Source organism: Stenotrophomonas sp. X (genome assembly GCF_055721025.1).
In genome coordinates this window covers 4,124,387-4,150,750 of sequence record NZ_CM146756.1, presented here as the reverse complement: position 1 = coordinate 4,150,750, position 26,364 = coordinate 4,124,387, and the positions used below count along the sequence as shown (strand labels likewise).

The window sequence follows — 26,364 nt, the reverse complement described above, 5'->3', positions numbered from 1 at the left end:
GCGCATGAGCCTGCTCGGCGAAGCGCTGTCGGCACTGCGGGGCCGTCGCCGCGAGGATACGGCGGCGACGGCGGCCCCCGCCAAAGCGCTGGACGCGGACCAGGCTCTGGTGCGGGCCATCATCGATGGCTCGCAGTCGCCCTTCGCGCAGCTGGTGGAGACCCACCAGCGCACTTGCGCGCATGTGATCGGACGCATGGTGGGCGACCGCGACCAGGTCGCCGACCTGCTGCAGGAAACTTTCCTTGCCGTGTTCCGCCAGCTGCATCGGTTTCGTTTTGAATGCTCGCTGCGCACCTGGGTTTCCCGGATCGCCTACACCACGGCGCTGCAGCACCTGCGCCGGCGGCGGCTGGAGGCGCAATGGATGGTGGCGGTGGAGGTGCCGGAGGATCTGGGGATCGGCGATGAAGGCCCCGGGCCGGCCGAGTTGAGCGAGGCGCTGCAGGCCGGGCGCCAGCTCGGCGCGGCACTGGAACGGCTGAGTCCGCCGCAGCGCCTGATCGTCGGCCTGCATTACCTGGAGGATTTCGATCTGGCCGAGATCGAACAGGTGACCGGGCTGGCGCGCGGTACCATCAAGAGCCATCTGCACCGCGCGCGCCAGATCCTGAAGCAGGAACTGACGCGGCATGCCACCGCCGGAGAGCTGCTGTGAATCCACCGACCGACCCTCGCGATGCGGAAGCGCGCGCGCTGGCACAGGCGTTGCGTGAGCAGGCACAGCAGGAAGAAACGCCGGATGTGAGCGAGGCGCTGCAGAAGCGCATTGCCGCTGAGTCGCGCGACGGTGGCGTGGGTTATGTGGTGGTGCAGGTGCTGTTGTTTGGCGCCCTGCTGGCTGCGGCGGCCTGGTATTTCTGGCACTGAGGCACCCGCCAAGGGGCCGCTCCAATCGCGGTGGGCAGAGGCCGACCTGGGTCGGCGTTTGGGCGTGTGTGCCAACCAAGGTTGGCAGCTACCAGAACGGTTGACCCCTGCGACAAAGTGAAGCAGCGCGTCACCCGGTCGCATCCCGTTTTAACGAAATCCTCCTAAAGTGGTCCGGTATCCCACCGGTCGCAGGCAGGAGGCGTCCCTTGGACGCGTTGTTGTTGTCCCGGATCCAGTTCGGATTCGTCATCAGTTTCCACGTGCTGTTCCCCGCCTTCACCATCGGTACGGCCAGCTGGCTGGCCTTCATCGAGTGGCGCTGGCTGCGCACGAGGCTGCCCGTGTGGCGCGAGCTGTACTTCTTCTGGCAGAAGATCTTCGCGGTGTCGTTCGGCATGGGCGTGGTCAGCGGCATCGTCATGGCCTTCCAGTTCGGTACCAACTGGCCGCGGCTGAGCGAGGTGGCCGGCACGGTCATCGGCCCGCTGCTGACCTACGAGGTGCTGACCGCGTTCTTCCTGGAAGCCAGCTTCCTCGGCGTGATGATGTTCGGCTGGGGCCGGGTCTCGCCGCGCCTGCATTTCCTGTCCACCTGCATGGTTGCGCTGGGCACGCTGTTCTCCACGTTCTGGATCCTGTCGTCCAACAGCTGGCTGCACACGCCGGCCGGCTACGAGATGGTCAACGGCATCGTGCATCCGGTGGACTGGTGGCAGGTGGTGTTCAATCCCTCGTTCCCCTACCGCCTCGCGCACATGGCGCTGGGCTCGTTCATCACCACCTGTTTCGTGATTGGTGGCGTGGGTGCGTGGTACCTGCGCAAGGGCACGCACGTGGAAGCGGGCCGGCGCATGCTGATCGCCGCCGTGGCATTCGCTGCGCTGACCGTGCCGGTGCAGATCTTCGTCGGCGACATGCACGGCCTGAACACGCTCAAGCACCAGCCGATGAAGATCGCGGCGGTGGAAGCGCATTGGCATGAGACCCGGGAAGGCGAGGGCGTACCGCTGGTGGTGTTCGCGCTGCCCAACGAGAAGGAGGAGCGCAACGATTTCGAAGTGGCCATCCCGAAGCTGGGCAGCGTGATCCTGACCCACAGCCTGGACGGCACCTTCGACCCGCTGACCTCGGTACCGGCCAGCGAGCGGCCGCCGGTGACGCCGGTGTTCTTTGCCTTCCGCATCATGGTCGGGCTGGGCACGCTGATGCTGCTGCTGGCCTGGGTGTCGGCCTTCCAGCTGTGGCGCAACAAGCTGCTCGATTCGCCATGGCTGCTGCGCGGCTGGAACTGGATGCTGCCCAGCGGTTTCATCGCGCTGCTGTCGGGGTGGTTCGTCACCGAAATGGGGCGCCAGCCGTGGGTGGTGCATGGCCTGCTGCGCACCGCCGATGCGGTCGGCCCGCAGAGCGCGTGGATGACCGCGCTGTCGCTGGGCGTCTACGTGGTCGGCTACGCCTTCGTGTTCGGCTGGGGCATCTGGTACCTGGTGAAGATCCTGCGCCACGGACCGCAGCCCTACGCCGAAGGGCCGTCGCTGGACCACGGCAGCCACACCCCGGCGCGCCCGCTGTCGGCAGCCGACGAACCGCTGGAGGAGCGCTGACATGGACCTGATGACCTGGCTGCCGGTGGCGTGGTTCGCGGTGATCGGCTTCGGCGTGCTGATGTACGTGGTGCTGGACGGCTTCGTGCTTGGCATCGGCATCCTCGCCCCCTTCGCCGAGGACGAGGAGCAGCTGGACCTGATGATGAACACCGCCGCGCCGATCTGGGACGGCAACGAGACCTGGCTGGTGCTGGGGGGGGCCGGCCTGCTGGCGGCCTTTCCCAAGGCCTATGCGGTGCTGTTGTCGGCGCTGTACCTGCCGGTGCTGGTGCTGCTGGTGGCGCTGGTGTTCCGTGGCGTGGCCTTTGAATTCCGCTTCAAGGCACATCGGTCACGCCGGCTGTGGAGCGTGGCGTTCGGCCTCGGTTCGCTGCTGGCGACGTTCGCCCAGGGCGTGATCCTGGGCACGCTGGTGCAGGGCATCCCGCTGGTGGACGGTGTCTATCAGGGCGGGCCGTTCGCCTGGTTCAGCCCGTTCGCGATGCTGACCGGTGCCGCGCTGGTGGCCGGCTATGCGTTACTGGGCAGCACCTGGCTGATCCTGAAGACAGAGGGACGCGTGCAGGCGCTGGCGCGGCAGATGACCCGGCCGCTGGTGGTGGCGGTGATCGCGGCGATGGGCCTGGTCAGCAGCTGGCTGCCGTTCCTCGACTCGCGGTTGATGGCGCGCTGGTTCAGCGACGGCAACTTCTGGTGGCTGTCGCCGGTGCCGCTGTTGACCCTGGCGGTAGCCGCCGCGCTGTGGCGCAGTGCCACCCACCCGCGCCACGAGCTGCCGCCGTTCGTGCTCAGCCTGGCCCTGTTCGTGCTCGGCTTCCTCGGCCTGGTACTGGGCATGTGGCCCTACCTGCTGCCACCGTCGATGACCCTGTGGCAGGCCGCCGCGCCGGCCTCCTCGCTGGGCTTTACCTTGGTTGGCCTGGTCATTCTGCTGCCGGTCATCCTCGGTTATACGGCGTGGTCGTACCGGGTGTTCCGTGGCAAGGTGCACGCCGATACCGGTTACCACTGATCGTTTGAAGCGGGGCCGCCGGTGCCGGCTCCCGTGTTGGGGAATGTGAAACCTGCACACCCCGTGCAGGACGTGCTAGCGTGCGCTCCTTTCCGGCAGCCAGGGGGGCAGCCGGCGACGTCCTGGACGGACGCACGGCTGCAGGACTGGGGGGCCGCCGCGCGTCGCCGTAATGGCTCGTGCCTATCGTTCTCCCGTTGAAGCACCTTCGCTAAATGATCGAATTCTCCATCGTCGACTGGGCTGCCTGGGCGCCTGGCCTGAGCGAGCGTAGCCAGTGGCTGGGCTGGGCCGATGCGCCGTATCCGCCGGTTGGCGAGGACACGCCGGCGCTGGCCGAGATCCCGGCAATGCAGCGCCGGCGCATCGAGCGGCTGGGCCGGATGGCGATCCAGGCCGCCTGCTGGTGCGAGGAGGGGCAGGGGGCAGACAGCCAGGTCCCGCTGGTGTTCGCCAGCCGCCACGGCGACGTGGCCCGTTCGATGGAGCTGCTGGGGGCGCTGTCCAACGATCAGCCCTTGTCACCGACGGGGTTCGGCCTGTCGGTGCACAACGCGATCGCTGCGTTGTACTCGATCGCGCGCGGCCACCGTGGCAACTACCTGGCGCTGGCCGCCGGCCAGGCCACGGTCGAGACCGCCTGCCTGGAAGCGGCCGGTCTGCTCGCCGATGGCGCCCGCGAAGTGCGGGTGGTGGTGTATGAGTCGCGTCTTCCCGAGATTTACTCGACGTTCGCCGACGAACCCGACCCGTTCTTTGCCTGGTGTTGGCGTTTGACGGCGCCGATGCCGGGCCAGCCGACCCTCTCCCTGCAGTGGGAGGCGGCGCCGGAGGCCACTGCCACCGCCCCGGGCGCGCTGCCGCACGCGCTGGACCTGCACCGCTTCCTGCTGTCCGGTGCGCCGGCGCTGGAGCACGTGGCCCAGGGCCAGCGTTGGCACTGGGGGAGCCGTGGCTGAGGCGCTGCGCCGTCTCGATCATGCCTGGCGGGTGCTCGGCACCGGCCTGAGCTTTGCCGCATTCGGCATGGGTGGCCTGCTGCTAGGCGTGCTGGTGATGCCGGTGCTGCTGCTGATGCGCGACCCGGTGGTCCGTCGCCGCCGGGCGCGCCGCGTGGTTCAGGTTGCCTTTGCCAGCCATCTGCGCCTGATGCGCGCGCTGGGGGTGATGACCTACCAGATCGAGGGCGGTGAACGCCTGCAGCGCGACGGTTTGCTGGTCCTGGCCAATCACCCGACCCTGATCGACGTGGTCTGCCTGATCTCGCTGCTGCCCAACGCCGATTGCGTGGTGAAACGGGCCGTGGCCCGCAACCCGTTCATGCGCGGTCCGGTGCGGGCGGCCGGCTACATCTCCAATGACGATGGCGCTGGCCTGGTCGATGACTGCGTGGCGGCGGTGCACGCCGGCGGCACCCTGGTGATCTTCCCCGAAGGCACCCGCAGCGTGCCGGGCCAGCCGCCGCGGCTGCAGCGCGGGGCCGCCAACATCGCCGTCCGTGGCCGGCTGGACATCACCCCGGTGCGGATCACCTGCACCCCGCCCACGTTGACCAAGGGACAGAAGTGGTATCGTGTCCCCTCACGTCGCTTTCACGTTCGGCTGCAGATCGGCGAAGATATCCCGATCGCGCCCTTCCTGGCCGATGACGACTCGCCAAGGGGGGATGCCTTGGCAGCCCGCCGCGTCACCGAGCACCTTTCTCGTTATTTCGACCTGTCTGGAGATCCGCCCCGTGCAAGCACTTGAGCACGAGATCAAGGAATTGATCATTTCCTCCCTTTCGCTGGAGGACATCACGCCGGAGGACATCGATCCGACCGCGCCGCTGTTCGTCGAGGGCCTGGGCCTGGATTCGATCGACGCGCTGGAGCTGGGCCTGGCGCTGCAGAAGAAGTACGGTGTCAGCCTCTCGGCCGATTCGGAAGAAACCCGTCGCCATTTCTCCAGCGTGCGCGCGCTCGGCGAGTTCGTCGCCGCACGCCAGTCGTAACGGCGCCAGGAATAGCCATGACCAAGAATGAACTGTTCGAACGCATCGTCAGCATCCTGACCGACAGCTTCGAGATCGAAACCGCCCGGATCACCCCCGAGGCCCGCCTGTACGACGACCTGGACATCGACAGCATCGATGCGGTCGACCTGATCGTTCAGCTGAAGCCGCTGCTCGGCCGCAACCTGCAGCCGGAAGCGTTCAAGGCCGTGCGCACCGTGCAGGACATCGTCGATGTCGTGCATGGACTGCTGCCGGACCAGGCAGCCGCCTGACCGCAGCGCCGGCGGCTTCGCCATGGCTCGCGCACGTACCGTCGTGGTGGCAGCGATCTCGCTCGCCTACCCGCTGCTGGTGTACCTGGCGATGGGCCGCTTCGAGCCGCGCTGGCTGTCGCTGCTGCTGTTCACCCTGGCCCTGCTGCGTGCGCTGAGCACGCGCCAGCCATTGTGGTGGGCCGCCGCCGCCGGCACCGGCCTGCTGGCGGTGCTGGCCACCGTGCTCAACCAGGCCCTGCCGCTGAAGCTGTACCCGGTGCTGGTCAATGCGGTGATGCTGGCGGTGTTCGGCACCAGCCTGCGTTTCGGGCCGCCGCTGGTGGAGCGCCTGGCGCGGCTGCAGGAGCCGGACCTGCCCCCGTTTGCGGTGGCCTATACCCGCCGCGTCACCCAGGTGTGGAGCGGCTTCTTCGTTCTCAACGGCAGCCTGGCCCTGCTGACCGCGCTGTACGCGTCGGACCGGGCCTGGATGCTCTACAACGGACTGTTGGCGTACGTGATGATGGGCGTGTTGTTCGCAGGTGAGTGGCTGGTGCGGCGGCGGGTGAAGGCGGCGCACGCGCATGGCTGAGTGGATTGCCCTGGACCGGCTGCTGCTGGAGGCGCGGCCGCAGCGCAGCGTCGGCCTGTGCGACGGAGACATGGTTGACCACGCCTGCTTCCGCCAGCGCGTGCGGGGCTGGCGCGCCGCCTTTGCGGCGGCCGAAGGCCGCGACTGGGCCCTGTATTTCGATGACGCCGTGGCCTTCGCTGCGGCGCTGTTCGGCGCCTGGCATGCCGGCAAGCGGGTGTTCCTGGCTGCTGACAACCTGCCGGCCACGCTGCAGGCGCTGCAGCCGCAGGTGAGCGGTTTCGCGGGCGACGTGCCGGCCGATTACCGCCCGCTGGCGGCGCTGGACGCCGCGCTGGACGACGAATTGCAGGCGCTGGACGAGCGCGCCTGCGAGCTGTGCGTGTTCACCTCCGGCAGCACCGGCCAGCCCAGTGCGATCGGCAAGCGCCTGGACCAGCTGGCGCGCGAGGTGGAAGCGCTGCAGGCCGCGTTCGGCGCGCAGCTGGAGGGCGCGCAGGTGCACGGCACGGTGTCCCACCAGCACATCTACGGGCTGCTGTTCCGGGTGCTGTGGCCGCTGGCCGCCGGCCGCCTGATCCATCCGCGCCGGTTCTTCCACGAAGACCTGGTGGGTGCGCTGGCCGGTACCGACACGGTGCTGGTGGCGACGCCGGCCCATCTCAAGCGCCTGCCCGAGCAGCTCGACTGGGCCAGCCTGCATGGCCGCCTGCGCGCGGTGTTCTCCTCCGGTGGCCCGCTGCCGGAGGACGCGGCGCGACAGGTGCGGCAGTGGTTGGGCGTGGCGCCGACCGAGGTCTATGGCAGCAGCGAGACCGGCGGTATCGCCTGGCGCCGCTGGGACACCGACCTGCCGCCGTGGCAGCCGCTGCCGGGTGTGCAATGGCGGATCGACGACGGCTGCCTGGCGGTGGCCTCGGCGCATCTGGAAACTCCCGGCTGGTGGCGCACCCAGGACCGCGTGGAAGCCTTGGCCGATGGCCGTTTCCGGCTGCTGGGCCGCGCCGACCGCATCGTCAAGATCGAAGAGCGCCGCGTCTCGCTGGATGCGCTGGAACGCGCGCTGCGCGAAGACACCGAAGTGGATGACGTGCGCGTGCTGGTGCTGCCCGGGCAGCGCGAGCAGCTGGCCGCCGTGGTGGTTCCGGCCGATCCGGCGCTGCTGGAGGGCGGCGACGCCGCGCGCCGTGCGCTGGGCCAACGCCTGGGCGCGCGCCTGGCGCATGCGCATGACGCGGTGACCCGGCCGCGCCGTTGGCGCCTGGTGCAGGCGTTGCCGATCAACGCGCAGGGCAAGGTGACCCAGGCGGCATTGGCGGCGCTGTTCCAGCCACTGATGCCGGTGCCGGTCTGGGACCGCCGCGACGCCGCCAGCGCCACGCTGCGCATGACCCTCGACCCGGCGCTGCGACCGTTCCAGGGCCACTTCCCGCAGGCGGCGATCCTGCCCGGTGTGGCGCAGTTGGACTGGGCGATGCGTTTCGGTCGCCAGGCATTTGCGATGCCGCGCGTGTTCCTGCGCATGGACGCGGTGAAGTTCCAGCACGTGGCCCGCCCCGGCGATGAGTTGACCCTGCAGCTGGACTGGGATGCCGCACGCAACGTGCTCGCCTTCCGCTATACCTCCAGCCACGGTGTGCATGCCAGCGGCAAGGTGGTTTTCGCCGATGCGGACTGACCCGGCCGTTGCCGGTGCCGCGTTCGCGCCACTGGTGGTGATTCCCGTCTACGACCACGAGCACGCCATCGTGGCGGTGGTCGACGGTGTGCAGGCCGCTGGCCTGCCTTGCCTGTTGGTCGACGATGGTTCGCATGACGCGTGCGCGGCGGTGCTGCGCACGCTGGCACAACGCCAGGGCGTTGACCTGCTGCGCCTGGACGCCAACCAGGGCAAGGGTGGGGCGATGCTGGCCGGTTTTGCTGAAGCCGGCGCGCGTGGCTACAGCCACGTGCTGCAGATCGACGCAGACGGCCAGCACGATACCGCTGACCTGCCACGCTTCATCGAGGCCGCGCGTGTGCATCCCGACGCGGTGATCTGCGGCATTCCGGCCTACGACGCCAGTGTTCCCAAGGCACGCCTGTATGGCCGCTACGCCACCCACGTCTGGGTCTGGATCAACACGCTGTCGCTGCACCTGCGCGACACCATGTGCGGCTTCCGGGTGTATCCCCTGCCACCGGTGCTGCGCCTGATCGGTGAAGAGACCATCGGCCGGCGCATGGATTTCGATACTGAAGTGATGGTGCGCCTGTACTGGCGCCAGCTGCCGGTCGAGCACCTGGCCACGCGCGTGACCTATCCCGCCGATGGCGTGTCGCACTTCGATGTGTGGCGCGACAACGTGCGCATCAGCCGCATGCACACCCGCCTGTTCTTCGGCATGCTCTGGCGCGCACCGCGGCTGCTGTGGCGCCGCCTGCAGGGGCAGCGCTGAAATGGCGACCGCGCAGGACGCCCCGCACTGGGCCGACATCGGCGAATCGACGTCGGTGGCCGGCGTGCTGTTCCTGTGCTGGGTTCACCGCTGGTTCGGGCGCTGGCCATTCCGCCTGTGCGCGTGGCCGGTGGTGGCCTGCCATTGGCTGGGTAACCGTGTGGGGCGACAGGCCTCGATGCAGTACCTGCAGCGGCTGCAGGCATACAGCGGCGTGCTCGGCCGCGCGCCAACCCGGCGCGACAGCCTGCGCCACTTCTTCGCCTTCGCCGACACGATGCTGGACAAGATCCTCGGCCTGGGCGGGCGCTACCCGGCCAACCGTATCCACCTGCACCGCGACCTGGTGCTGCAGAAGATCGCGCGCCGCGAAGGCGGTCTGATCCTCACCGCGCACATCGGCTGCCTGGAACTGTGCCAGGTGCTGGCCGAACAGGTGCCGGGGTTCCGCATCACCGTGCTGGTGCACACCGCGCATGCGCAGCGCTTCAACCGCCTGCTGCAGCGGCTGGACCCGCTGGCGGCGGTGGAACTGGTGCAGGTGACCGAAATGGGGCCGGCCACGGCGGTGATGCTGGCCGAGCGCGTGGCGGCGGGGGGCTTCGTTGCCATCGTCGGCGACCGCACGCCGGTGCAGGGCGGTCGCAGCGTCACCGCCGATTTCCTCGGCCATCGCGCCCCGTTCCCGATCGGCGCCTATGTGCTCGCCGCGGCGCTGGGCTGCCCGGTCTACACCATGGCCTGCCTGCACGAGGGCGATGGCTATCGGGTGGCATTCGAACAGTTCGCCGAACGCATCGTGCTGCCGCGTGGCTCGCGCGACGCGGCACTTGCCGAACAGGCACAGCGCTTCGCGCGCTGGCTGGAACTCCAGGTCATCCAGTCCCCGTTGGACTGGTTCAATTTCTTCCCCTTCTGGGATCAGGCTCCGCATGACGACTGACGCCGTACCCGTGTGCCGCTTTGGCGATGCACCGTTGACCATCGAAGACGTGGTTGCCCTGGCCCAGCGCCAGTGCGAGGCCGCACTGAGCGACGCGCCGGCGTTCCGCGCGCACATCCAGCGCGGTGCCGACTTCCTTGACCGCCTGTTGCGCGAGGATGGCGTGATCTACGGCGTGACCACCGGCTACGGCGACTCGTGCACGGTGAACATCCCGCCGGCACTGGTGGCTGAACTGCCGCACCACCTGTACACCTACCATGGCTGCGGCCTGGGCCGTTACCTGGACCCGGTCGAGACCCGTGCGGTGCTGGCCGCGCGCCTGGCGTCGCTGGTGCGTGGCATGTCCGGTGTCAGCATGCCGCTGCTGGAAGGCCTGGCCACGCTGCTGCAGCACGATGTGCTGCCGATGATCCCGGCCGAAGGCTCGGTGGGGGCCAGTGGTGACCTGACCCCGCTGTCCTACGTGGCGGCGGTGCTGTGCGGCGAGCGCGAGGTGCTGCACGATGGCCGCGTGCAGCCTGCTGCCGAGGTGCTGGCGAAGATCGGCATGACCCCGCTGAAGCTGCGGCCGAAGGAAGGCCTGGCGATCATGAACGGCACCGCGGTGATGACCGGCCTGGCCTGCCTGGCCTGGCAGCGCGCCGATTACCTGGCCCGCATGGCCACGCGGTTGACCGCGTTCAACGTGCTGGCCAGCGACGGCAACGCGCACCACTTCGACGAAACCCTGTTCGCGGCCAAGCCGCACCCGGGCCAGGGCCGCATCGCCGCGCGCCTGCGCAGCGACCTGCACAGCGAGCGTCCGCCACGCAATGAACAGCGCCTGCAGGACCGCTATTCGCTGCGCTGCGCGCCGCACGTGATCGGCGTGCTGGAGGACAGCCTGCCGTTCCTGCGCCAGCTGATCGAAACCGAACTGAACAGTGCCAACGACAACCCGCTGATCGACGCCGACGGCGAGCGCATCCTGCATGGCGGCCACTTCTACGGCGGCCACATCGCGCTGGCGATGGACACCCTGAAGAACACCGTGGCCAACGTTGCCGACCTGCTCGACCGCCAGCTGGCGCTGGTGGTGGATGCCCGTTACAGCCATGGCCTGCCGGCCAACCTGTCGGCGGCAACCGGCCCGCGCGCGGCCATCAACCATGGCCTGAAGGCGCTGCAGATCAGCGTGTCGGCCTGGACTGCCGAAGCGCTGAAGCAGACCCTGCCGGCCAGCGTGTTCTCGCGTTCCACCGAGTGCCACAACCAGGACAAGGTCAGCATGGGCACCATCGCCGCGCGCGACTGCCTGCGCGTGATCGAGCTGACTGAACAGGTGGTGGCCGCGATGCTGATCGCCGCCCGCCAGGGCCTGGCGCTGCGCGAACGGGTTGGCCTGAACGCGCAGCTGCATGGCAGTCTGGCCGGCATGTACGCCGACCTGGGGCAGCGCATCGCCCTGGTTGAAGAAGACCGCGCGCTGGATCGCGAACTGCGGGAACTGCTGGTGGAGATCCGCGCGCAACGTTGGGAGCTGTATGCCGGTGAATGAGGCTATTGAACGGGTTGGCGAAATTGCGTTGACCCCCGCCTTCCATGACTGCGATCCGATGAACGTGGTCTGGCATGGCAACTACTTCAAGTACTTCGAGATCGCGCGCTGCGCGCTGCTTGGGCGCTACGACTACGACTACCCGCAGATGCTCGAATCGGGCTACCTGTGGCCGGTGGTCGATGCGCGGGTGAAGTACGTGCGCCCGCTGCTGTTCAACCAGGCGCTGCGCGTGATTGCGCGCATCGTGGAATGGGAGAACCGGCTGAAGATCGAGTACGAGATCCTTGATGCGGAAAGCGGCCAGGTGCTGACCCGTGCGATGACCATCCAGGTCGCGGTGGACGCGACCAGCAGGGAAATGCTGTACCAGTGCCCGCCGGTACTGTGGGAACGCCTGGGAGTGCCTGCACCGTGAACACCCTTGTCCGCCTTTCGAGCGTGCTTCTGTGCGCGCTGATGTTCATTGCCGCGCCGCAGGTGCAGGCGGCCGACGCCGCCATTGATGTGATCACCCAGGCGGTGGCGCGGCCGGACGTGCTGCGTGGTCAGTTCAGCCAGGAAAAGCAGGTCAGCGGCTTCAAGAACCCGCTGCGCTCGCAGGGCCAGTTCGTGGTCGCGCGCCAGCATGGCGTGATCTGGACCACGCTCAAGCCGTTCCCCTCCGAAGTGGTGGTCACCGCCGACCGCATCCTCAGCCGCCAGCGCGATGGCAGCACCCGTGTCGAGCTCGATGCGCGGCAGCAGCCGGCGATGCGTTCGGTGAACGCGATCATGTTCGCGCTGATGAGTGGAGACGTGCAGGCGCTGTCCGGCCAGTTCAACGTGGCGGCCAGCCGTGAAGGGCAGGGCTGGCGGCTGCGGCTGACGCCGAAGTCGGCGATGCTGGCCAAGGCGTTCCAGTCGCTGACCCTGCAAGGTGACCGCTACGTGCGCCAGGTCGAGATCGTCGAGGCCAACAAGGACCGCACGCAAATCCAGTTCAGTGCACTGAGCGAAGCGCCGGCCACGCTCACCGCCGACGAGGCACGCCGCTTTGAGTGAGGGTGCAGCATCGAACGGGCCGGACCGGTTGCGGCGCTGGTGGCACTGGCTGGGCATCGCCTGGCTGGTGCTCCTGCTGGTGTTGGGGGCGCAGCAATGGCGCCTGTGGAGCCAGCAGTCGCGGATCGACACCGACATCCTCGCCTTGCTGCCGCAGGACGCGCATGACCGCCTGTTGAGTGACGTCACCCGGCGCATCGCCGACGGCAGCTCGCGCCAGGTGGTGGTGCTGCTGGGCAGCAAGGATGGCGCCGCCGCCAAGCGCGCACAGGCGGCGTTCGCTGCGGCGATGGCGGCGGATGCCGACAGCGCGTTGCTGGTGCCCAGCGGTTCGATCGAAGGCTGGTTCGACGAGGCGCGCGCGTTCTACGCACCGTACCGCGACCGCCTGCTGACCCCGGCCCAGCGCGAGCAGCTGCAGGGCAGCGAACCGGGCGCGTTGGCCGAGCAGGCGTTGGCTGCGCTGTACGGCCCGATGGGCGCTCCGCGCCTGACCGACTGGCGGCAAGACCCGCTGTCGCTGTGGCCGCAATGGTGGCAGCAGCAGGCGCAGGGATCGGGGTTGCGGCTGGGCGATGACGGCCTGCTCGAAGCCGAGGGCAGGCATTGGGCCGTACTGCAGTTCGATACGCCGGGGTCGGCGTTCCAGCTTGACGGCGAGCGCCATCTTGACGGCCTGCTGGAACGTGCCGGGCTGGCCGCCAGGACGGCGGCGCCAGAACTGGAAATCCTGCATGCGGGTGTGCCGCTGCACGCCGAAGCGGCGGCGGTGCAGGCCAACCAGGAGATCAACACGATCGGCTGGGGCTCGCTGGCCGCGGTGCTGCTGCTGGTGTGGCTGGCGTTCCGTTCGCTGCGGCCGATCCTGCTGGTCGCCGCCTCACTGCTGATCGGCTGTGGCGTGGCGCTGGCGGTGACCGTGCTGGTATTTGGCAAGGTGCATGTGCTGACCCTGGTGTTTGGTGCGTCGCTGGTGGGCGTGGCCGAGGACTACGGCATCCACTGGTTCGCTTCGCGCCAGGCCGAACCGGCTGATCGTCGCTGGAAACTGCTGCGGCACCTGCTGCCCGGCCTGTGGCTGGCCCTGCTGACCAGCGCGCTGGCCTACCTGGCACTGGGCCTGGCCCCGTTCCCGGGCCTGCGCCAGATGGCATTGTTCTCGGTGGTCGGCCTGGCCGCCGCCTTCCTTACGGTGATTTTCTGGTTCCCGTGGCTGGATGGCGGAGAGATCCGCCAGACCCGTTTCTCGCAGTGGCTGGGCAACACGCTGGAGCGCTTCCCGCGCCTGCATGGCCGCCGCCCGCTGACGGTGTTCGTGGTGATCACGCTGGCACTGGCTGCAATCGGCATCGCCCGCCTGCACAGCAACGACGACCTGCGCAGCCTGCAATCGTCGCCGCCCGCGCTGATGGCGCAGCAGATCCGCTTGAGCCAGCTGCTGGGCATGCCCAGCCCGGCACAGTTCTACCTGGTACAGGGCACCGACGCGGCGCAGCTGCTGCAGCGTGAGGAAGCGTTGACCGAACGCCTGCGTGTACTGGCCAACCAGAAGCGCATTGGGGGCTATCGCGCGATCAGCGATTGGCTGCCGTCGCCGTCGCGCCAGCAGGCCGATGCGGCGCTGACTGCGAAGGTTGAGCCGGGTGTGCTTGCGGCCGTGTCCGAGGCCGTGGGAGAGCCACTGCAGCGACCGCGGTTCGCGGACGCGCCACTCACCGCCGAAGCGTTCCTGGCCTCGCCGGCCTCGCAGCCGTTCCGGCACCTGTGGGTGGGCCAGGTCGGCGGGCAGATGATCAGCGTGGTGATGGTCGATGACCTGTCGCGCGCCGATGCGCTGGCCACCCTACGCGGGGCGGCCGAGGGCCTGCCGGGTGTGCGCTGGGTGGATCGCACCGCCGACTTCTCGCAGCTGCTGGGCCACTACCGCAAGCTGATGGGCGGGCTGCTGCTGGTCGGCATCGTGCTGGTGTTCGGCGCGCTGTGGCTGCGCTACCGCCGCCAGGCCTGGCGCGTGTTCGCGCCGACCCTGATTGCCGGCGCATTGACCTTGGGCCTGCTGGGCCTGTTCGGCCAGCCGCTGCAGCTGTTCAACGTGCTGGCACTGATGCTGTTGCTGGGCATGGGCATCGACTACGGCATTTTCCTGATCGAGCACCGCGGCGACGCCAGTGCCTGGCTGGCCGTGTGCGTGGGCGCGGCCAGCACCTGGCTGTCGTTCGGCCTGCTGGGCCTGTCGCAGACCCCGGCGTTGCGCGCGTTCGGCCTGACCCTGCTGTTCGGCATCGGCCTGGTCTGGCTGATCTCGCCGCTGTTCCGTCCGCCGCCGCACGATCTGCCGCCGGCCTGAGCCTGTTTTCCGACTTCCTTCTTTCCACTTGATCGAGCAACAAGGACGCACCGATGAACACTGCTGTGGATGCTGTCGAACGCACTGAAATCCTGATCATCGGCGCCGGCCCGGCCGGTTCCGTGGCCGCGGCGATGCTGCGCCAGCAGGGCCGCCAGGTGCTGATGCTGGAGCGCCAGCAGTTCCCGCGCTTCTCCATCGGCGAAAGCCTGCTGCCGCAGAGCATGGAGTACATCGAGGCGGCCGGCCTGCTGCAGGACGTGGTCGAGGCGGGCTTCCAGTACAAGAACGGTGCCGCCTTCGTGCACGGCGAAGCGCGTACGGCGTTCGATTTCAGGAAGAAGTTCTCGCCGGGTTGGGGCACCACCTACCAGGTGCAGCGCGCCGACTTCGACAACGTGCTGGCACGCGGCGCCGAGCGCATGGGGGCCACGCTGCGTTTCGGCGACGAGGTGCTGTCGGTCGAGCCGGGCGAGCAACCGGCGGTGACGGTACGCCGCCCGGACGGCAGCGAGTACCGCATCGAGGCCGATTTCATCCTCGATGCCTCCGGCTTCGCGCGCCTGCTGCCGCGGCTGCTGCAGCTGGAATCGCCGTCCAACTTCCCGGTGCGCGGCGCGATCTTCTGCCACGTGCGCGACAACATTCCGGCCGAAGCAGAATTCGACCGCAACAAGATCCTGATCACCACCCATCCCGAGCACATCGACGTCTGGTATTGGACGATCCCGTTCTCCAATGGCTGCTGTTCGCTGGGCGTGGTCGCCGAGCCGTCGTTCTTCGAGCGCTACGAGGGTGACGACCTGCAGAAGCTGCAGGCCATCGTCGGCGAGGACCCCAACCTGACCCGCCTGCTGGCCAACGCCGAATGGGCGGTGCTGCCGGTGCGCCGCATCACCGGCTATTCGGCCAACGTCAGCTCGCTGTGGGGGCCCGGCTACGCGTTGCTGGGCAACGCCGGCGAGTTCCTCGATCCGGTGTTCTCCTCCGGCGTGACCATTGCCTTCAAGTCCGCGCAGCTCGCCAGCGAATGCCTCAAGCGCCGCTATGCCGGCCAGGCCGTGGACTGGGAGGCCGAGTTCTCGATCCCGCTGCGCGCGGGCGTGAAGACCTTCCGCCGCTTCGTCGAAAGCTGGTACCAGGGCGGCTTCCAGAAGATCATCTACCACCCGCAGCAGCAGCCCGAAGTGCGCGACATGATCAGCTCCATCCTGGCCGGTTACGCCTGGGACACCAAGAATCCGTATGTGGCCGATGAAAGTGGTCGCCGCATGCGCGTGCTGGAGGAATTGTGCAGCGCCTGATCTTCCGTACTGCGGCCCTGCTGCTGTGCCTGCTGCTGGCCGCCTGTGCCGGCCGCATGCCGAAACCGCAGGTGGAACTGCCGCCGCTGCGCCTGGCGCCGGCCAGCCTGCCGGCGCCGCTGGCGCTGCAGCAGCAGCTGCATTTCCGCTTCGGCACGCATGAGCGCGATCTCGACGCGCTGCTGGAAGCCGACGCCCAGCAGGTGCAGCTGGCCGTGCAGGCGATGGGCCAGACCGGCGTGCGCCTGCAATGGGACGGCCAGCAGCTGACCCAGCAGCGCGCGCCATGGCTGCCACCGCAGGTGCGCGCCGAGCGCGTGCTGGATGACCTGCAGTTCGCGCTGTGGCCGACCGCGGCCATTGCCGCCGTGCTGCCGCCGGGCTGGCAGGTCAGTGATGATGGCCATCAGCGCAGCCTGTCGCGTGAGGGCACCGTGTGGCTGCACCTGCAGCGGCTGGACGATGGCAGCGTGCAGCTGGACAACCGCGCCGAAGGCTATGCGCTGCGCATCGAATCGATCGACATGGCCGGGCCGTACCGATGAGCGCACCGATCTACCTGAACGACCTGGGTGTGGTCTGTGCACTCGGCGCTGGCCGCGCCGCAGTGACGTCGGCACTGTTCGCCGACGCGCCGGGCGGGCTCAGCGACAACGACAGCCTGTTGCCGGGGCGCACTCTGGCGCTGGGAGAAGTACGCACGCCGCTGCCGGCACTGGATGACCTGCCGGTGGCCCTGCGCGGGCGCAACAATGCCCTGCTGGACGTGGCATTGGCTCAGATCGCGCCGGCAGTGGCCGCGGCGATCGCCCGCCATGGCGCCGAGCGCGTAGCGGTGGTGCTGGGCACCAGCACCTCGGGCATTGGTGAATCGGAGCAGGCATTGCGCAGCCATGCCGAACAGGGCCAGTGGCCGCAGGGCTTTGACTACGCCCAGCAGGAAATGGGCACCGCCGCGCAGTTCGTGCGCCAGCGCAGTGGCGCACAGGGGCCGGCATGGACCCTGTCCACTGCCTGCTCGTCCAGTGCCAAGGCGCTGATGTCGGCCGCACGCATGCTGCGCGCCGGCATCGTCGATGCGGTGATCGCCGGTGGCGCCGATTCGCTGTGCCGCTTCACCGTAGCCGGCTTCAGCGCGCTGGAATCGGTCTCGGCCCAACGCTGCAATCCGTTCTCGCAGCATCGTACCGGTATCAACATCGGCGAAGGCGCCGCGCTGTTCCTGCTCACCCGCGAACCCGGCCCGGTATGCCTGGCGGGGTGGGGCGAGTCGGCCGACGCCCACCACATGTCCGCCCCGGACCCGCAGGGCCTGGGTGCCATCGACGCCCTGCAGCAGGCGCTGCAGCGTGCTGGCTGGGCCGCCGGTGAAGTGGACTATGTGAACCTGCATGGGACCGCGACCGGCCATAACGATGCGATGGAAAGCCTGGCCGTGTCGCAGGTGCTGGGCAGCCACGTGCCGGCCAGTTCGACCAAGCCGTTGACCGGCCACACGCTGGGTGCCTCGGGTGCCATCGAGGCGGCGCTGTGCTGGATCGTGCTGGCCGAGAACCCGCAGCAGCTGCTGCCGCCGCACTGGTGGGACGGCGTGGCCGACCCGGCACTGCCGGTGCTGCCGCTGGTCGCACCGGGCACGCGCCTTGCGCAGCCGCCACGGCGGGTGCTGAGCAATTCGTTCGCCTTCGGCGGCAGCAATGCCGTGCTGGCACTGGAGCGTCGATGAACACGCTGTACGCGATCGAAGACGTGGTGCCGCACCGCCAGGACATGTGCCTGCTGGAGCGCATCACGCAATGGGACCAGGACGCCATCGAGGCCGAACTGGTGGTGCCCGAGGCCGGCCTGTTCGTCGAGGATGACCAGGTGCCGGCATGGGTCGGCATCGAGTACATGGCGCAGGCCATCGCGGCCTGGGCCGGTTGCCGCGCGCGTGCGGCCGGCAGGCCACCGCAGCTGGGCTTCCTGCTCGGCAGCCGCCGCTACAGCAGCGCGCGCAGCAGCTTCCCCAGCGGTTCGCGGCTGCGCGTGCAGGCGCGCTGCGAGCTGTTGGGTGACAATGGATTGGGGATGTTCGCCTGCCGCATCCTGGCAGGCGAGGAAGAATGGGCGACAGCCAACGTTTCGGTGTTCGAACCGGCCGACGCGATGGCCTATCTGGAGAGTGGACAGGCATGACAGGGAATCGAAGCGTGCTGGTGACCGGCGCCAGCCGGGGCATCGGCCGGGCCATCGCGCTGCGTATCGCGCGCGATGGCTTCGACGTGGTGGTGCATTGCCGCAGCCGCGTGGATGAAGCACAGGCGGTGGTCACCGAGATCCAGGCACTGGGCCAGCAGGCCCGCGTAGTGGTGTTCGACGTGGCCGACCGCGAGGCCGCGAGGGCCGCGCTGGAAGCCGATGTCGAGGCACATGGCGCGTATTACGGCGTGGTCTGCAATGCCGGCATCGCCCGTGACGGCGCCTTCCCGGCGCTGTCGGAGGACGATTGGGACCAGGTCATCCACACCAACCTGGATGGCTTCTACAACGTGCTGCATCCGCTGATCATGCCGATGGTGCGGCGGCGCAAGCCGGGCCGCATCGTCACCCTGTCGTCGGTCTCCGGACTGGCCGGCAACCGCGGGCAGGTCAACTACAGTGCCGCCAAGGCCGGCATCATCGGCGCCACCAAGGCCCTGGCGCTGGAACTGGCCAGCCGCCAGATCACCGTCAACTGCGTGGCCCCGGGCCTGATCGAGACCGAAATGCTCAACGACGAAGTGGTTGAACACGCGCTCAAGCTGATTCCCGCCGGCCGCGTTGGCCGCCCGGACGAAGTGGCGGCTACCGTGGCGTTCCTGCTGTCCGAACCGGCCGGCTACATCACCCGGCAGGTGATCTCGGTGAACGGAGGCATGATCTGATGGCCGCCGATCGTCGCGTGGTGGTCACCGGCGCCGCCGCCATCAGTCCGCTCGGCCACGACTGGCCCACCATCGAAGCGCACCTGCGCAGCTGCCGCAACGCGGTGCGTGCGATGCCCGAGTGGGATGTCTATGCCGGGCTGAACACCAAGCTGGCCGCGCCGGCGCAGGACTTCGAGCTGCCGCCGAACTACAACCGCAAGACCACCCGCTCGATGGGCAAGGTCGCGATCATGTCGGTGCGCGCCACCGAGGTGGCGCTGCGCGAGGCAGGCCTGCATGAGCATCCGGTGCTGCGCAGTGGCCGTACCGGCGTGGCCTATGGTTCCTCGTCCGGCAGCCACGAGGCCACCGGCGAATTCGGGCGCATGCTCAACGAATTCACCACGGATGGCATCAGCGCCACGACCTACCTGAAGATGATGAGCCACACCGCGCCGGTCAACATCGGCGTGTTCTTCGGCCTGTCCGGGCGCGTGTACACCACCTCCAGCGCCTGCACGTCGGGCAGCCAGGGTGTGGGCGCGGCCTATGAAGCCATCCGCAGCGGCAAGCAGACGGTGATGGTGGCCGGCGGTGCCGAGCAGCTCGATGCCACCGCTGCAGCGGTGTTCGACACGCTGTTCGCCACCAGCGTGCGCAACGACGCGCCGCAGACCACGCCACGCCCGTTCGATGCCGGCCGCGATGGCCTGGTGCTGGGCGAGGGCGCCTGCACGCTGATCCTGGAAGACCTGGAACACGCGCAGGCGCGCGGCGCCACTATCCTTGCAGAGGTGGTCGGCTACGGCACCAACAGCGATGGCCAGCACGTCACCCAGCCCAGTGCCGACACCATGGCCCAGGCCATGCGCCTGGCATTGGAGGACGCCGGCCTGGACGCGGCGCAGATCGACTACGTCAACGCCCATGGCACCGCCACCGACCACGGCGACATCGCCGAGACCCAGGCTACCGCACAGGTGTTCGGCAGCCGCGTGCCGATCAGCTCGCTGAAGAGCTACGTCGGCCACATGCTGGGTGCCTGTGGCGCGTTCGAGGCCTGGGTGAGCATCCAGATGATGCGTGCCGGCTGGTTCGCGCCCACCCTGAACCTGGCCGAGGTCGACCCGCGCTGTGGCCAGCTCGACTTCATCACCGGGCAGGGCCGCGAACTGCAGGCCGAGTACGTGATGAGCAACAACTTCGCCTTCGGCGGCATCAACACCTCGCTGGTGTTCCGCCGCTGGAGCGAGTGATCCACTGCGCCAACATACCGTCCCCGTTACCCCCGCACCCTCGACAAGGAGATGTTCCGATGCGCCGCACTCTCATGATCGCCACGGCTACCGCGCTGCTGGCCCTGACTTCCACCGCTTCCGCCCGCGACACGCGTGTCGAACAGTCCCTGCAGGAACTGGTCAATTCGCAGGCCGCCAAGGACGCCGGCATCGACGGCAGCGTGCGCTTCTATCTGGCCGGCCAGCCGGTCAGCGTGCAGCAGCGCCTGGGCGAAGACGTGACCAACAAGAAGACCAACGCCGCCAACAAGAGCGATGCCGAGGCCTGCCGCTGGGTTGCGCTGTCGGCACTGCGCGCGCTGCAGGACGGTGCCAAGTCGCGCGGCGCCAACGCCGTGGTCGACATCGTCAGCTATTACAAGAAGAACGAGTTCAAGAGCAGCACCAACTACGAGTGCTACGCCGGTGCCATCCTCGCGGGTGTCGCGCTGAAGGGCACCTACGCCAAGGTCAAGTAAGCGCCGGTGTGGCGGCGGCGCAGCCTGAACGTCGCCGCCACATTGCTGAACCCCGCAGGCGAAACGCCGCCGATCGCGCCGCCATCGCCGGCTGACGGCTTTCCCCGGTGTCGGCTTTCCGACACAATCATGGCTCTTCCCGGGTTATCGTCCCGCGGACATGCACGCCTACGTCTATAAAAGCCAACTCAAGCCGGACACCTACGTCTACGTTCCCCGACGCGATGATTTCAGCGCGCTGCCCGCGCCGCTGCTCACCTCGCTGGGGACGCTCGCCTTCGTGCTGGAGGTGGCCCTGGATGCCCAGCGCCGCCTGGCGCAGGCTGACCCGGAAAAGGTCCGCAGCGAAATGAGCGAGCGCGGGTTCTACCTGCAGGTGCCGCCGTCGGTGGCCAGCCTGATGCCGCGCCACTATGACTGACGCCTCCCGTCCGCGCATTCTGTCAATTGCCTTCGCCGCGGGCGCGGTGCTGGCGCTGGGCGCCGCCGTGGGCGGCGTTCCGGGTGCCGTCCTTGCCGCACTGGCGCAGCCCGCGTTCGCGTTGGCGATATCGTGGTGGCGCCGCAGCCGCGGGCTGCTGCCGCTGAAGGTGGTCGCGCGCCAGGACCTGCCGGCGCTGCTGGCCTTGTGGGCAGCCGCGCCGCTGTTGCTGGCGCTGCTGCTGGCCTGGCCGCTCGCAGCGCTGCGTGACAGCGGCAGCCTGGCGGCAGTGCTTGGCCTGAGCGTACTGGTCAGTGCCGGCCTGCTGGCGGCCTGGCGCACCTGGCCATTGTGGAACGATGTCGAACGCCTGGATGGCAGCCTGGCCCAGCACTGGCAGGCGCTGGCGGGGCGCGACCTGACTGCCTGGCGTGGCCTCGGCGTGGCCGCGCTGGTCATTGCGCTGGCCGCGCTGGTGGTGCTGCCGGCCTGGCCGGGCCTGTTGCCGGAAAGCGCGCGCTGGCCCGCCGCACTGGCGGTCGTACTGCTGTCGCCGGTGCTGCACCTGCTGCTGCAGCGGGTCGCGCCCGCGCCGCTGGTGTCGCTGCGCTCCAGCCCGTTGGCGGCGTCCAGCGCTGCACCCGAACCGATGTTCGCAGCGGCGGCCGAAACCGTGCCGCTGGAGGTGATGGCGCCGCAGGAACTGACACCGGCGCTGTATGAGGCCGCCCGCCAGGGCCGCATCGACCGGGGCCTGCAGCTGCTGCAGGCCGGTGCCGATCCGTATGCGCTGCCGGACCCGAACTGGCGTGACCAGCGCAGCCTGGCGGTGCTGGCCGCGGTGCTGCCGGACCTGCGCCTGCTGCGCGAACTGATTGCCCGCGGCGTCGATGTGAATGCGCCGCACCGGGGCATGACCCCGCTGCTGGCGGCGACCCGCGACAGCTGGCATGGCCGCCCCGAAGCGGTGATGACCCTGCTCGCCAACGGCGCCGACTCGCGTGCCACCGACAGTGATGGCAACACCCCGCTGCACCATGCCGCACGCAGTTCCGACCCGGGGGTGGCCGCGCTGCTGCGCGATGCCGCTGCCGAAGTCGATGCGCTGAACCGTGATGGCTGGTCGCCGCTGGCGGTGGCCTGCCAGGTGGGCAACTGGCGTCTGGCCCGCTTCCTGCTCGAACGCGGTGCACGCTGCGAACCGGCCGATGGCACCCCGGTGCTGCTGGCCGCCGCCGCCACCGAGGATGATGATCCGGCGGGCGTGCAGCTGCTGCTCAAGCACAAGGCACGGGCCGACGCCCGCGATCGCCAGCGCCGCAGTGCGTTGCATGAGGCGGCCCTGGCCGGCCATGTCGAGATCATCGGCGTGCTGCTCGGCGCGGGCGCCAATCTGGAGGCGCGCGATGCACTGGGGCGTACGCCGTGGCTGGAAGCGGCCCGTGCCGGTCGCGCCGCCGTGATCGAGCACCTGCTGCCGCACAAGCCGGACCTGGTCGCGGTGGACGGCGAAGGCCGCAATGCGGTGCAGCTGGCGGCGATGGCCGAGGATGTCTCGCCGCTGCTGATCAAGCGCCTGGTCGAACTGGGCATCGCGGCCGATGCCACCGATCCGCTCGGCCGCCGTGCGGTGGACTACGCCGCCGAGGCCGGCCGCTGGGCGATCGTAGCCCTGCTGGACCCGTCCTATCCGTTGCCGGCCGCGGTCAGTGATGGCCTGGCCGATCGTGGCGAAGCAGCCAGTGCCAGCGGCCTGCTGCCGGATCGTCCGCCGCTGACCCTGCTGCGCGAGGCCCTGGGCTTCGGCAACACAGACGGCATGGCGGCGCTGACCAGGCTGTGCCAGCCGGAGGAACTGGGCGGGCTGCTGCTCGATCCGGAGTTGGCGCTGGAACCGCGTGCGGTGGACTGGCTGCTGGGCCACGGCGCCGATCCCTATGTGCGTGATGCCTGCTCCGATACGCCGATGTTCGCGCTGTTGTCGCGCGGCATCGATGCGGTGCCGGCGTTGCAGGTGATGCTGCAGCGTGGCCTGTCGCCGGCCGGCCGCGGTGGCCTGGCGCGCTTCCTTGCTGCCTGCGCACAGCACGACCAGGCCGCGCGTGGCCTGGAACAGCTGGCACTGGAACTGCTTGAGCGTGGCGCCGATCCGTTCGCCGCCTCGCCGGCGGGCGATCCGCCGCTGTCGCTGGCGGTGCGCCTGGGGTGGCTGCGGCTGCAGCAGGCCCTGCTCAAGGCCGGCGTTGATCGCGAAGCACGCGACAGCCACGGCATGACCGCACTGCACCTGGCCACCGCATTGGCCCGCGAAGGCGCGCTTAAGCTGCTGGTGCAGCATGGTGCCTCGCCGGAAGCACGTGCCGCCGACGGCCAGACACCGCTGGGCGTGGCGCTGTCGATCGGTCGCCGCGATCTGGCCGACTGGCTCGATTGGCGGGTGTGGCCGTTGCCGCGCCGCACCCTGCGCGAGGCCGATCTGCCGGCCGCCGCAATGGCCGGTGACGTCGATGCAGTGCGCCGCCTGATCGATCTGGGCTTCGCCGTCGACGCGGTCGACGCACAGGGCTGCACCGCGCTGCTGCGTGCCGCCGGTGGCGGCCACCTGGCGGTAACCGACCTGCTGCTGGCGCGCGGCGCCGATCCGCAGCACGCGGCGGCCAGTGGCGCGACGCCGCTGTCGGCGGCGGTCAGCATGCGCCAGGTGGACATCGTTTCGGCCCTGCTCGACGCTGGCGCCAAGCTGGAACACCGCCTGCCGGGTGGCGTGACGGTGCTGATGCTGGCCTCCGCGCTGGGCCTTCCGGACATCGTCGCGCGCCTGCTCACGGCGGGTGCCGACGTGCATGCCGGTGACGCGCAGCAGCTGGGTCCGCTGCACTGTGCCGCGCTGTACGGTTTCAGTGCCCGCGACCGCTCGCGCCTGCTGGCGCTGCTCGACACCCTGCTGCTGGCCGGTGCCGAACCGGACCAGGCCGCCGCTGGTTCTGTCACGCCGCTGCTGCTGCTGCTGGGCGCGCGCGCCGAGCCGGGTACCGCCTGCGACGAGCAGGTGGTGATGGCCGCAGTGGAGCGCCTGCTGGACGAGGACGTAAGCCTGGACGTACGCGACCCGCGTGGCTTCGGCCCGCTGCATCTGGCCGCGCTGCATGGCCTGCCGCTGCTGGTGCAGCGCCTGCTGCGCGCCGGCGCCGATCCTGAAGCGCGCGACAGCCTCAACCGCAGCCCGCGCGAGATCGCGGTGATGCGTGGCTTCATCGACGTCGCCGGCGAGTTCGAACCCCGCGTGCCGGGTGTCTCGTCGATGGCGCGGTTCCTGCGCGACAACGGCTGATTCCTGGAAAAGGGTCGTGCCGGCCGCTGGCCGGCAACCGCAATCTGTGGTGGGTGCCGACCGTTGGTCGGCACGCCTACTTGCCGTCGCTTTCCGCGTCGGCCTCGAACAGATGCATCAGGTCGTTGCGTGCATCACGCGAGGTCTGGATCACCGCGGCCTCGTCGTCGTACACCAGGTACTGGTCGCGCAGCAGCTGCTCATCATGCTCACGGAAGCGCTGCACATGGCGCTCGGCCACGTCCGGTGCCACGCCCAATGCGGTCAGCACGCGCCCGCTCATCTCCAGGCTGGTGCCGAACACTTCGCGGAACGGCTCGGCCGACATGTCCATCAGTCGCCAGGCATGCTGGCGGTTGCGTGCACGCGCCAGCACCTTCGCGTCCGGGTACAGCCGGCGCACCATGCGCACCGCGCGCAGGTTGGTCTCCGGGTCGTCCACGGTGATGACGAACACATCGATGTGTTCGCCACCCGCTGCACGCAGCATCTCCGGGCGGGTCGGGTCGCCGTAGTACAGCTGGTTGCCGAAGCGGCGCAGGTCGGCCACCGTGTCCGGGTTCGCCTCCAGCGCCACGAACGGCACCTTCTGTGCGGTCAGCAGGCGCGCGATCACCTGGCCGAAGCGGCCCATGCCGGCGATCAGCACCTTGGGCCGGTTGTCCGGTGCCACCTTGTCGGCCTCGGCGCTCCCGCGCGGTGGAGCCTTCTCCTGGCCGAGCAGCTTGAGCAGCGCGATCATCAGCAGTGGCGTGATCGCCATCGACAGGCCGACGATCGCCACCAGCCGATCGTGATTGGCGTTGCCGAGCAGGTGCGCGCGCTGCGCTTCGTTGAACACCACGAAGGCGAACTCGCCCCCCAGCCACAGCACGCTGCCCAGCAGCAGCGACTGCCGTGAACTGAGCTTTGCAATACGGCCAATCACATACAGCAGGCTGAACTTGACCACCAGCAGGATCGCCACGCCGGCGGCGATCAGCCACGGCTCTGCGGCGATGCGGTCGAGATCGATGCCCATGCCCACGGCGATGAAGAACAGCCCCAGCAGCAGGCCCTTGAACGGCTCGATCTGCGCTTCCAGTTCGTGCCGGAACTCCGAATCGGACAGCAGCACCCCGGCCAGGAACGCGCCCAGGCTGGGGCTGAGGCCCGCTTCCTGCATGAACCAGGCAGTGCCCAGCACCACCAGCAGGGCGGTGGCGGTGAACACTTCCGGGCTGCGGGTGCGCGCGATGATGCTGAACACCTTGCGCAGCACCGGTCGCCCGCACAGGATCACCACGGCCAGCGCGCCGAGGGCCACGGCGGCGTCTTCCCAGCGCAGGGTCTCGTTCTTCGCCCCGCCCAGCAGCGGGATGGCCGCCAGCAGCGGGATCGCGATCAGGTCCTGGAACAGCAGGATGGCAAAACCCAGCCGGCCATGGTCGCTGTTGATCGCCTTGTGCTCGGACAGCAGCTGCAGGCCTACCGCGGTGGATGACAGCGCCAGCGCAACACCGACCACCAGCGCGCTCTTCCACTGGAAGTGGTCGAGCAGCAGCAGGCCGCCCAGCACCAGCCCGGACATCGCCACCTGCGCCGCGCCCGCGCCGAACACCGAGCGCCGCATCACCTTCAGGCGTGCCGGCGACAGCTCCAGGCCGATCACGAACAGCAGCATCACCACGCCGATCTCGGCCGCGCCGAGGATGCGATCGGCGTCCTGCACGAAGCCCAGCCCGTCCGGGCCCAGCACCACGCCGGCCGCCAGGTAGCCCAGCACCGCGCCGAAGCCGAACTTCTTGAACACCGGCACGGCAATGACCGCCGCCAGCAGCAGCACCAGGGCCAGTTCCAGACCGCCGCTATGCATGGGAATACCTGGTCATCGGGGAAGCCCGCAGTGCGTCCGTTCGGGTGGGGAAAGCGTGGCGAGCGCCACTCGGCCATTATGCGCGCCGGTCGGTGTATGCACGAGAACAACCGGCCGGCCGGCGCCCGGCGCAGGGATGCCGGGTTGACCTGCATGGCCCGCG

General features: G+C 69.1%; 26 protein-coding genes. 25 read left to right on the top strand and 1 reads right to left on the bottom strand.

The features are described 5' to 3' along the window. The first annotated feature begins 4 nt into the window (after positions 1-4). The 25 genes from ACZ75I_RS19055 to ACZ75I_RS18935 all read left to right on the top strand — a co-directional run bounded on the left by ACZ75I_RS19055 (position 5) and on the right by ACZ75I_RS18935 (position 24,346). Positions 5-658, top strand: coding sequence for an RNA polymerase sigma factor (locus ACZ75I_RS19055; protein ID WP_472958524.1), 654 nt, complete (start codon positions 5-7; stop codon positions 656-658). Beyond that, positions 655-870 carry a hypothetical protein gene (locus tag ACZ75I_RS19050; RefSeq protein ID WP_180869741.1) on the top strand — a complete coding sequence of 72 codons (216 nt, stop codon included), beginning with the start codon at positions 655-657 and terminating at the stop codon, positions 868-870. The genes ACZ75I_RS19055 and ACZ75I_RS19050 overlap by 4 nt, the downstream gene beginning before the upstream one ends. A 209-nt stretch (positions 871-1,079) precedes the next feature. Further along, the gene (locus ACZ75I_RS19045; protein WP_472958523.1) at positions 1,080-2,477 is read left to right on the top strand and encodes a cytochrome ubiquinol oxidase subunit I; all 1,398 of its coding nucleotides are present in this window, start codon (positions 1,080-1,082) and stop codon (positions 2,475-2,477) included. Position 2,478: 1 nt separating this feature from the next. Continuing rightward, positions 2,479-3,492: a cytochrome d ubiquinol oxidase subunit II gene (cydB, locus tag ACZ75I_RS19040; RefSeq protein WP_472958522.1), complete on the top strand. Its 1,014-nt coding sequence runs from the start codon at positions 2,479-2,481 to the stop codon at positions 3,490-3,492. Positions 3,493-3,707: 215 nt separating this feature from the next. Continuing rightward, positions 3,708-4,451, top strand: coding sequence for a beta-ketoacyl synthase chain length factor (locus ACZ75I_RS19035; protein ID WP_472958521.1), 744 nt, complete (start codon positions 3,708-3,710; stop codon positions 4,449-4,451). Next, entirely contained in the window at positions 4,444-5,241 is a 798-nt protein-coding gene (locus tag ACZ75I_RS19030) for a lysophospholipid acyltransferase family protein (protein WP_072167809.1), read from the top strand. The genes ACZ75I_RS19035 and ACZ75I_RS19030 overlap by 8 nt, the downstream gene beginning before the upstream one ends. Next, positions 5,228-5,485 carry a phosphopantetheine-binding protein gene (locus ACZ75I_RS19025; protein WP_005411610.1) on the top strand — a complete coding sequence of 86 codons (258 nt, stop codon included), beginning with the start codon at positions 5,228-5,230 and terminating at the stop codon, positions 5,483-5,485. Before ACZ75I_RS19030 ends, ACZ75I_RS19025 begins: the two co-directional genes overlap by 14 nt. 17 nt (positions 5,486-5,502) lie before the next feature. Then, entirely contained in the window at positions 5,503-5,760 is a 258-nt protein-coding gene (locus ACZ75I_RS19020; protein WP_005411609.1) for an acyl carrier protein, read from the top strand. 22 nt (positions 5,761-5,782) lie between these two features. Continuing rightward, positions 5,783-6,334, top strand: coding sequence for a COG4648 family protein (locus ACZ75I_RS19015; protein WP_061480643.1), 552 nt, complete (start codon positions 5,783-5,785; stop codon positions 6,332-6,334). Beyond that, the gene (locus ACZ75I_RS19010) at positions 6,327-8,012 is read left to right on the top strand and encodes an ApeI family dehydratase (protein ID WP_472958520.1); all 1,686 of its coding nucleotides are present in this window, start codon (positions 6,327-6,329) and stop codon (positions 8,010-8,012) included. The genes ACZ75I_RS19015 and ACZ75I_RS19010 overlap by 8 nt, the downstream gene beginning before the upstream one ends. After that, complete coding sequence (locus ACZ75I_RS19005; RefSeq protein WP_053498350.1) at positions 8,002-8,772, top strand: glycosyltransferase family 2 protein; 771 nt, start codon at positions 8,002-8,004, stop codon at positions 8,770-8,772. Before ACZ75I_RS19010 ends, ACZ75I_RS19005 begins: the two co-directional genes overlap by 11 nt. Position 8,773: 1 nt before the next feature. Next, positions 8,774-9,715 (top strand): LpxL/LpxP family acyltransferase, encoded by a 942-nt coding sequence (locus tag ACZ75I_RS19000; RefSeq protein ID WP_472958519.1) that lies wholly within the window; start codon positions 8,774-8,776, stop codon positions 9,713-9,715. After that, positions 9,705-11,255 carry an HAL/PAL/TAL family ammonia-lyase gene (locus ACZ75I_RS18995; protein WP_472958518.1) on the top strand — a complete coding sequence of 517 codons (1,551 nt, stop codon included), beginning with the start codon at positions 9,705-9,707 and terminating at the stop codon, positions 11,253-11,255. The genes ACZ75I_RS19000 and ACZ75I_RS18995 overlap by 11 nt, the downstream gene beginning before the upstream one ends. Then, positions 11,242-11,673, top strand: a complete 432-nt coding sequence (locus ACZ75I_RS18990; protein ID WP_010482317.1) for an acyl-CoA thioesterase — start codon at positions 11,242-11,244, stop codon at positions 11,671-11,673. Before ACZ75I_RS18995 ends, ACZ75I_RS18990 begins: the two co-directional genes overlap by 14 nt. Further along, the gene (locus ACZ75I_RS18985) at positions 11,670-12,299 is read left to right on the top strand and encodes a LolA family protein (protein WP_061480635.1); all 630 of its coding nucleotides are present in this window, start codon (positions 11,670-11,672) and stop codon (positions 12,297-12,299) included. The genes ACZ75I_RS18990 and ACZ75I_RS18985 overlap by 4 nt, the downstream gene beginning before the upstream one ends. Continuing rightward, positions 12,292-14,646 carry an MMPL family transporter gene (locus ACZ75I_RS18980; RefSeq protein ID WP_472958517.1) on the top strand — a complete coding sequence of 785 codons (2,355 nt, stop codon included), beginning with the start codon at positions 12,292-12,294 and terminating at the stop codon, positions 14,644-14,646. The genes ACZ75I_RS18985 and ACZ75I_RS18980 overlap by 8 nt, the downstream gene beginning before the upstream one ends. Before the next feature lie 53 nt (positions 14,647-14,699). After that, a complete protein-coding gene (locus ACZ75I_RS18975; RefSeq protein ID WP_154351626.1) occupies positions 14,700-15,950 on the top strand; it encodes an NAD(P)/FAD-dependent oxidoreductase in 1,251 nt (416 codons plus the stop codon). Further along, entirely contained in the window at positions 15,938-16,495 is a 558-nt protein-coding gene (locus ACZ75I_RS18970; protein ID WP_346477066.1) for a DUF3261 domain-containing protein, read from the top strand. Before ACZ75I_RS18975 ends, ACZ75I_RS18970 begins: the two co-directional genes overlap by 13 nt. Further along, a complete protein-coding gene (locus ACZ75I_RS18965; RefSeq protein WP_061480631.1) occupies positions 16,492-17,676 on the top strand; it encodes a beta-ketoacyl-ACP synthase in 1,185 nt (394 codons plus the stop codon). The genes ACZ75I_RS18970 and ACZ75I_RS18965 overlap by 4 nt, the downstream gene beginning before the upstream one ends. Beyond that, positions 17,673-18,128: a hotdog family protein gene (locus ACZ75I_RS18960; RefSeq protein ID WP_005420287.1), complete on the top strand. Its 456-nt coding sequence runs from the start codon at positions 17,673-17,675 to the stop codon at positions 18,126-18,128. The genes ACZ75I_RS18965 and ACZ75I_RS18960 overlap by 4 nt, the downstream gene beginning before the upstream one ends. Continuing rightward, a complete protein-coding gene (locus ACZ75I_RS18955; protein ID WP_346477067.1) occupies positions 18,125-18,856 on the top strand; it encodes a 3-ketoacyl-ACP reductase FabG2 in 732 nt (243 codons plus the stop codon). The genes ACZ75I_RS18960 and ACZ75I_RS18955 overlap by 4 nt, the downstream gene beginning before the upstream one ends. Continuing rightward, complete coding sequence (locus ACZ75I_RS18950) at positions 18,856-20,094, top strand: beta-ketoacyl-ACP synthase (RefSeq protein ID WP_049438266.1); 1,239 nt, start codon at positions 18,856-18,858, stop codon at positions 20,092-20,094. Before ACZ75I_RS18955 ends, ACZ75I_RS18950 begins: the two co-directional genes overlap by 1 nt. Before the next feature lie 59 nt (positions 20,095-20,153). Beyond that, positions 20,154-20,594 (top strand): hypothetical protein, encoded by a 441-nt coding sequence (locus ACZ75I_RS18945; protein WP_005420284.1) that lies wholly within the window; start codon positions 20,154-20,156, stop codon positions 20,592-20,594. A gap of 160 nt (positions 20,595-20,754) precedes the next feature. After that, a complete protein-coding gene (locus ACZ75I_RS18940) occupies positions 20,755-21,015 on the top strand; it encodes a YcgL domain-containing protein (protein WP_014648833.1) in 261 nt (86 codons plus the stop codon). Further along, complete coding sequence (locus ACZ75I_RS18935; protein ID WP_180869696.1) at positions 21,008-24,346, top strand: ankyrin repeat domain-containing protein; 3,339 nt, start codon at positions 21,008-21,010, stop codon at positions 24,344-24,346. The genes ACZ75I_RS18940 and ACZ75I_RS18935 overlap by 8 nt, the downstream gene beginning before the upstream one ends. A 76-nt stretch (positions 24,347-24,422) precedes the next feature. Here ACZ75I_RS18935 and ACZ75I_RS18930 read toward each other — a convergent pair whose 3' ends face one another. Further along, on the bottom strand, positions 24,423-26,201 hold the full coding sequence (locus ACZ75I_RS18930; protein WP_154351622.1) for a monovalent cation:proton antiporter-2 (CPA2) family protein: 1,779 nt from the start codon (positions 26,199-26,201) through the stop codon (positions 24,423-24,425). Positions 26,202-26,364 lie beyond the last annotated feature (163 nt).

Coding starts and splice junctions, on each gene's coding strand:
- ACZ75I_RS18975 (WP_154351626.1), top strand. CDS start 14,700: ATGAACACTGCTGTGGATGCTGTCGAACGCACTGAAATCCTGATCATC.
- ACZ75I_RS18930 (WP_154351622.1), bottom strand. CDS start 26,201: ATGCATAGCGGCGGTCTGGAACTGGCCCTGGTGCTGCTGCTGGCGGCG.
- ACZ75I_RS19035 (WP_472958521.1), top strand. CDS start 3,708: ATGATCGAATTCTCCATCGTCGACTGGGCTGCCTGGGCGCCTGGCCTG.
- ACZ75I_RS19055 (WP_472958524.1), top strand. CDS start 5: ATGAGCCTGCTCGGCGAAGCGCTGTCGGCACTGCGGGGCCGTCGCCGC.
- ACZ75I_RS19005 (WP_053498350.1), top strand. CDS start 8,002: ATGCGGACTGACCCGGCCGTTGCCGGTGCCGCGTTCGCGCCACTGGTG.
- ACZ75I_RS18965 (WP_061480631.1), top strand. CDS start 16,492: ATGAGCGCACCGATCTACCTGAACGACCTGGGTGTGGTCTGTGCACTC.
- cydB (WP_472958522.1), top strand. CDS start 2,479: ATGGACCTGATGACCTGGCTGCCGGTGGCGTGGTTCGCGGTGATCGGC.
- ACZ75I_RS18935 (WP_180869696.1), top strand. CDS start 21,008: ATGACTGACGCCTCCCGTCCGCGCATTCTGTCAATTGCCTTCGCCGCG.
- ACZ75I_RS19000 (WP_472958519.1), top strand. CDS start 8,774: ATGGCGACCGCGCAGGACGCCCCGCACTGGGCCGACATCGGCGAATCG.
- ACZ75I_RS19010 (WP_472958520.1), top strand. CDS start 6,327: ATGGCTGAGTGGATTGCCCTGGACCGGCTGCTGCTGGAGGCGCGGCCG.
- ACZ75I_RS18990 (WP_010482317.1), top strand. CDS start 11,242: ATGCCGGTGAATGAGGCTATTGAACGGGTTGGCGAAATTGCGTTGACC.
- ACZ75I_RS18945 (WP_005420284.1), top strand. CDS start 20,154: ATGCGCCGCACTCTCATGATCGCCACGGCTACCGCGCTGCTGGCCCTG.
- ACZ75I_RS18950 (WP_049438266.1), top strand. CDS start 18,856: ATGGCCGCCGATCGTCGCGTGGTGGTCACCGGCGCCGCCGCCATCAGT.
- ACZ75I_RS18995 (WP_472958518.1), top strand. CDS start 9,705: ATGACGACTGACGCCGTACCCGTGTGCCGCTTTGGCGATGCACCGTTG.
- ACZ75I_RS18960 (WP_005420287.1), top strand. CDS start 17,673: ATGAACACGCTGTACGCGATCGAAGACGTGGTGCCGCACCGCCAGGAC.
- ACZ75I_RS19015 (WP_061480643.1), top strand. CDS start 5,783: ATGGCTCGCGCACGTACCGTCGTGGTGGCAGCGATCTCGCTCGCCTAC.
- ACZ75I_RS19020 (WP_005411609.1), top strand. CDS start 5,503: ATGACCAAGAATGAACTGTTCGAACGCATCGTCAGCATCCTGACCGAC.
- ACZ75I_RS18940 (WP_014648833.1), top strand. CDS start 20,755: ATGCACGCCTACGTCTATAAAAGCCAACTCAAGCCGGACACCTACGTC.
- ACZ75I_RS18955 (WP_346477067.1), top strand. CDS start 18,125: ATGACAGGGAATCGAAGCGTGCTGGTGACCGGCGCCAGCCGGGGCATC.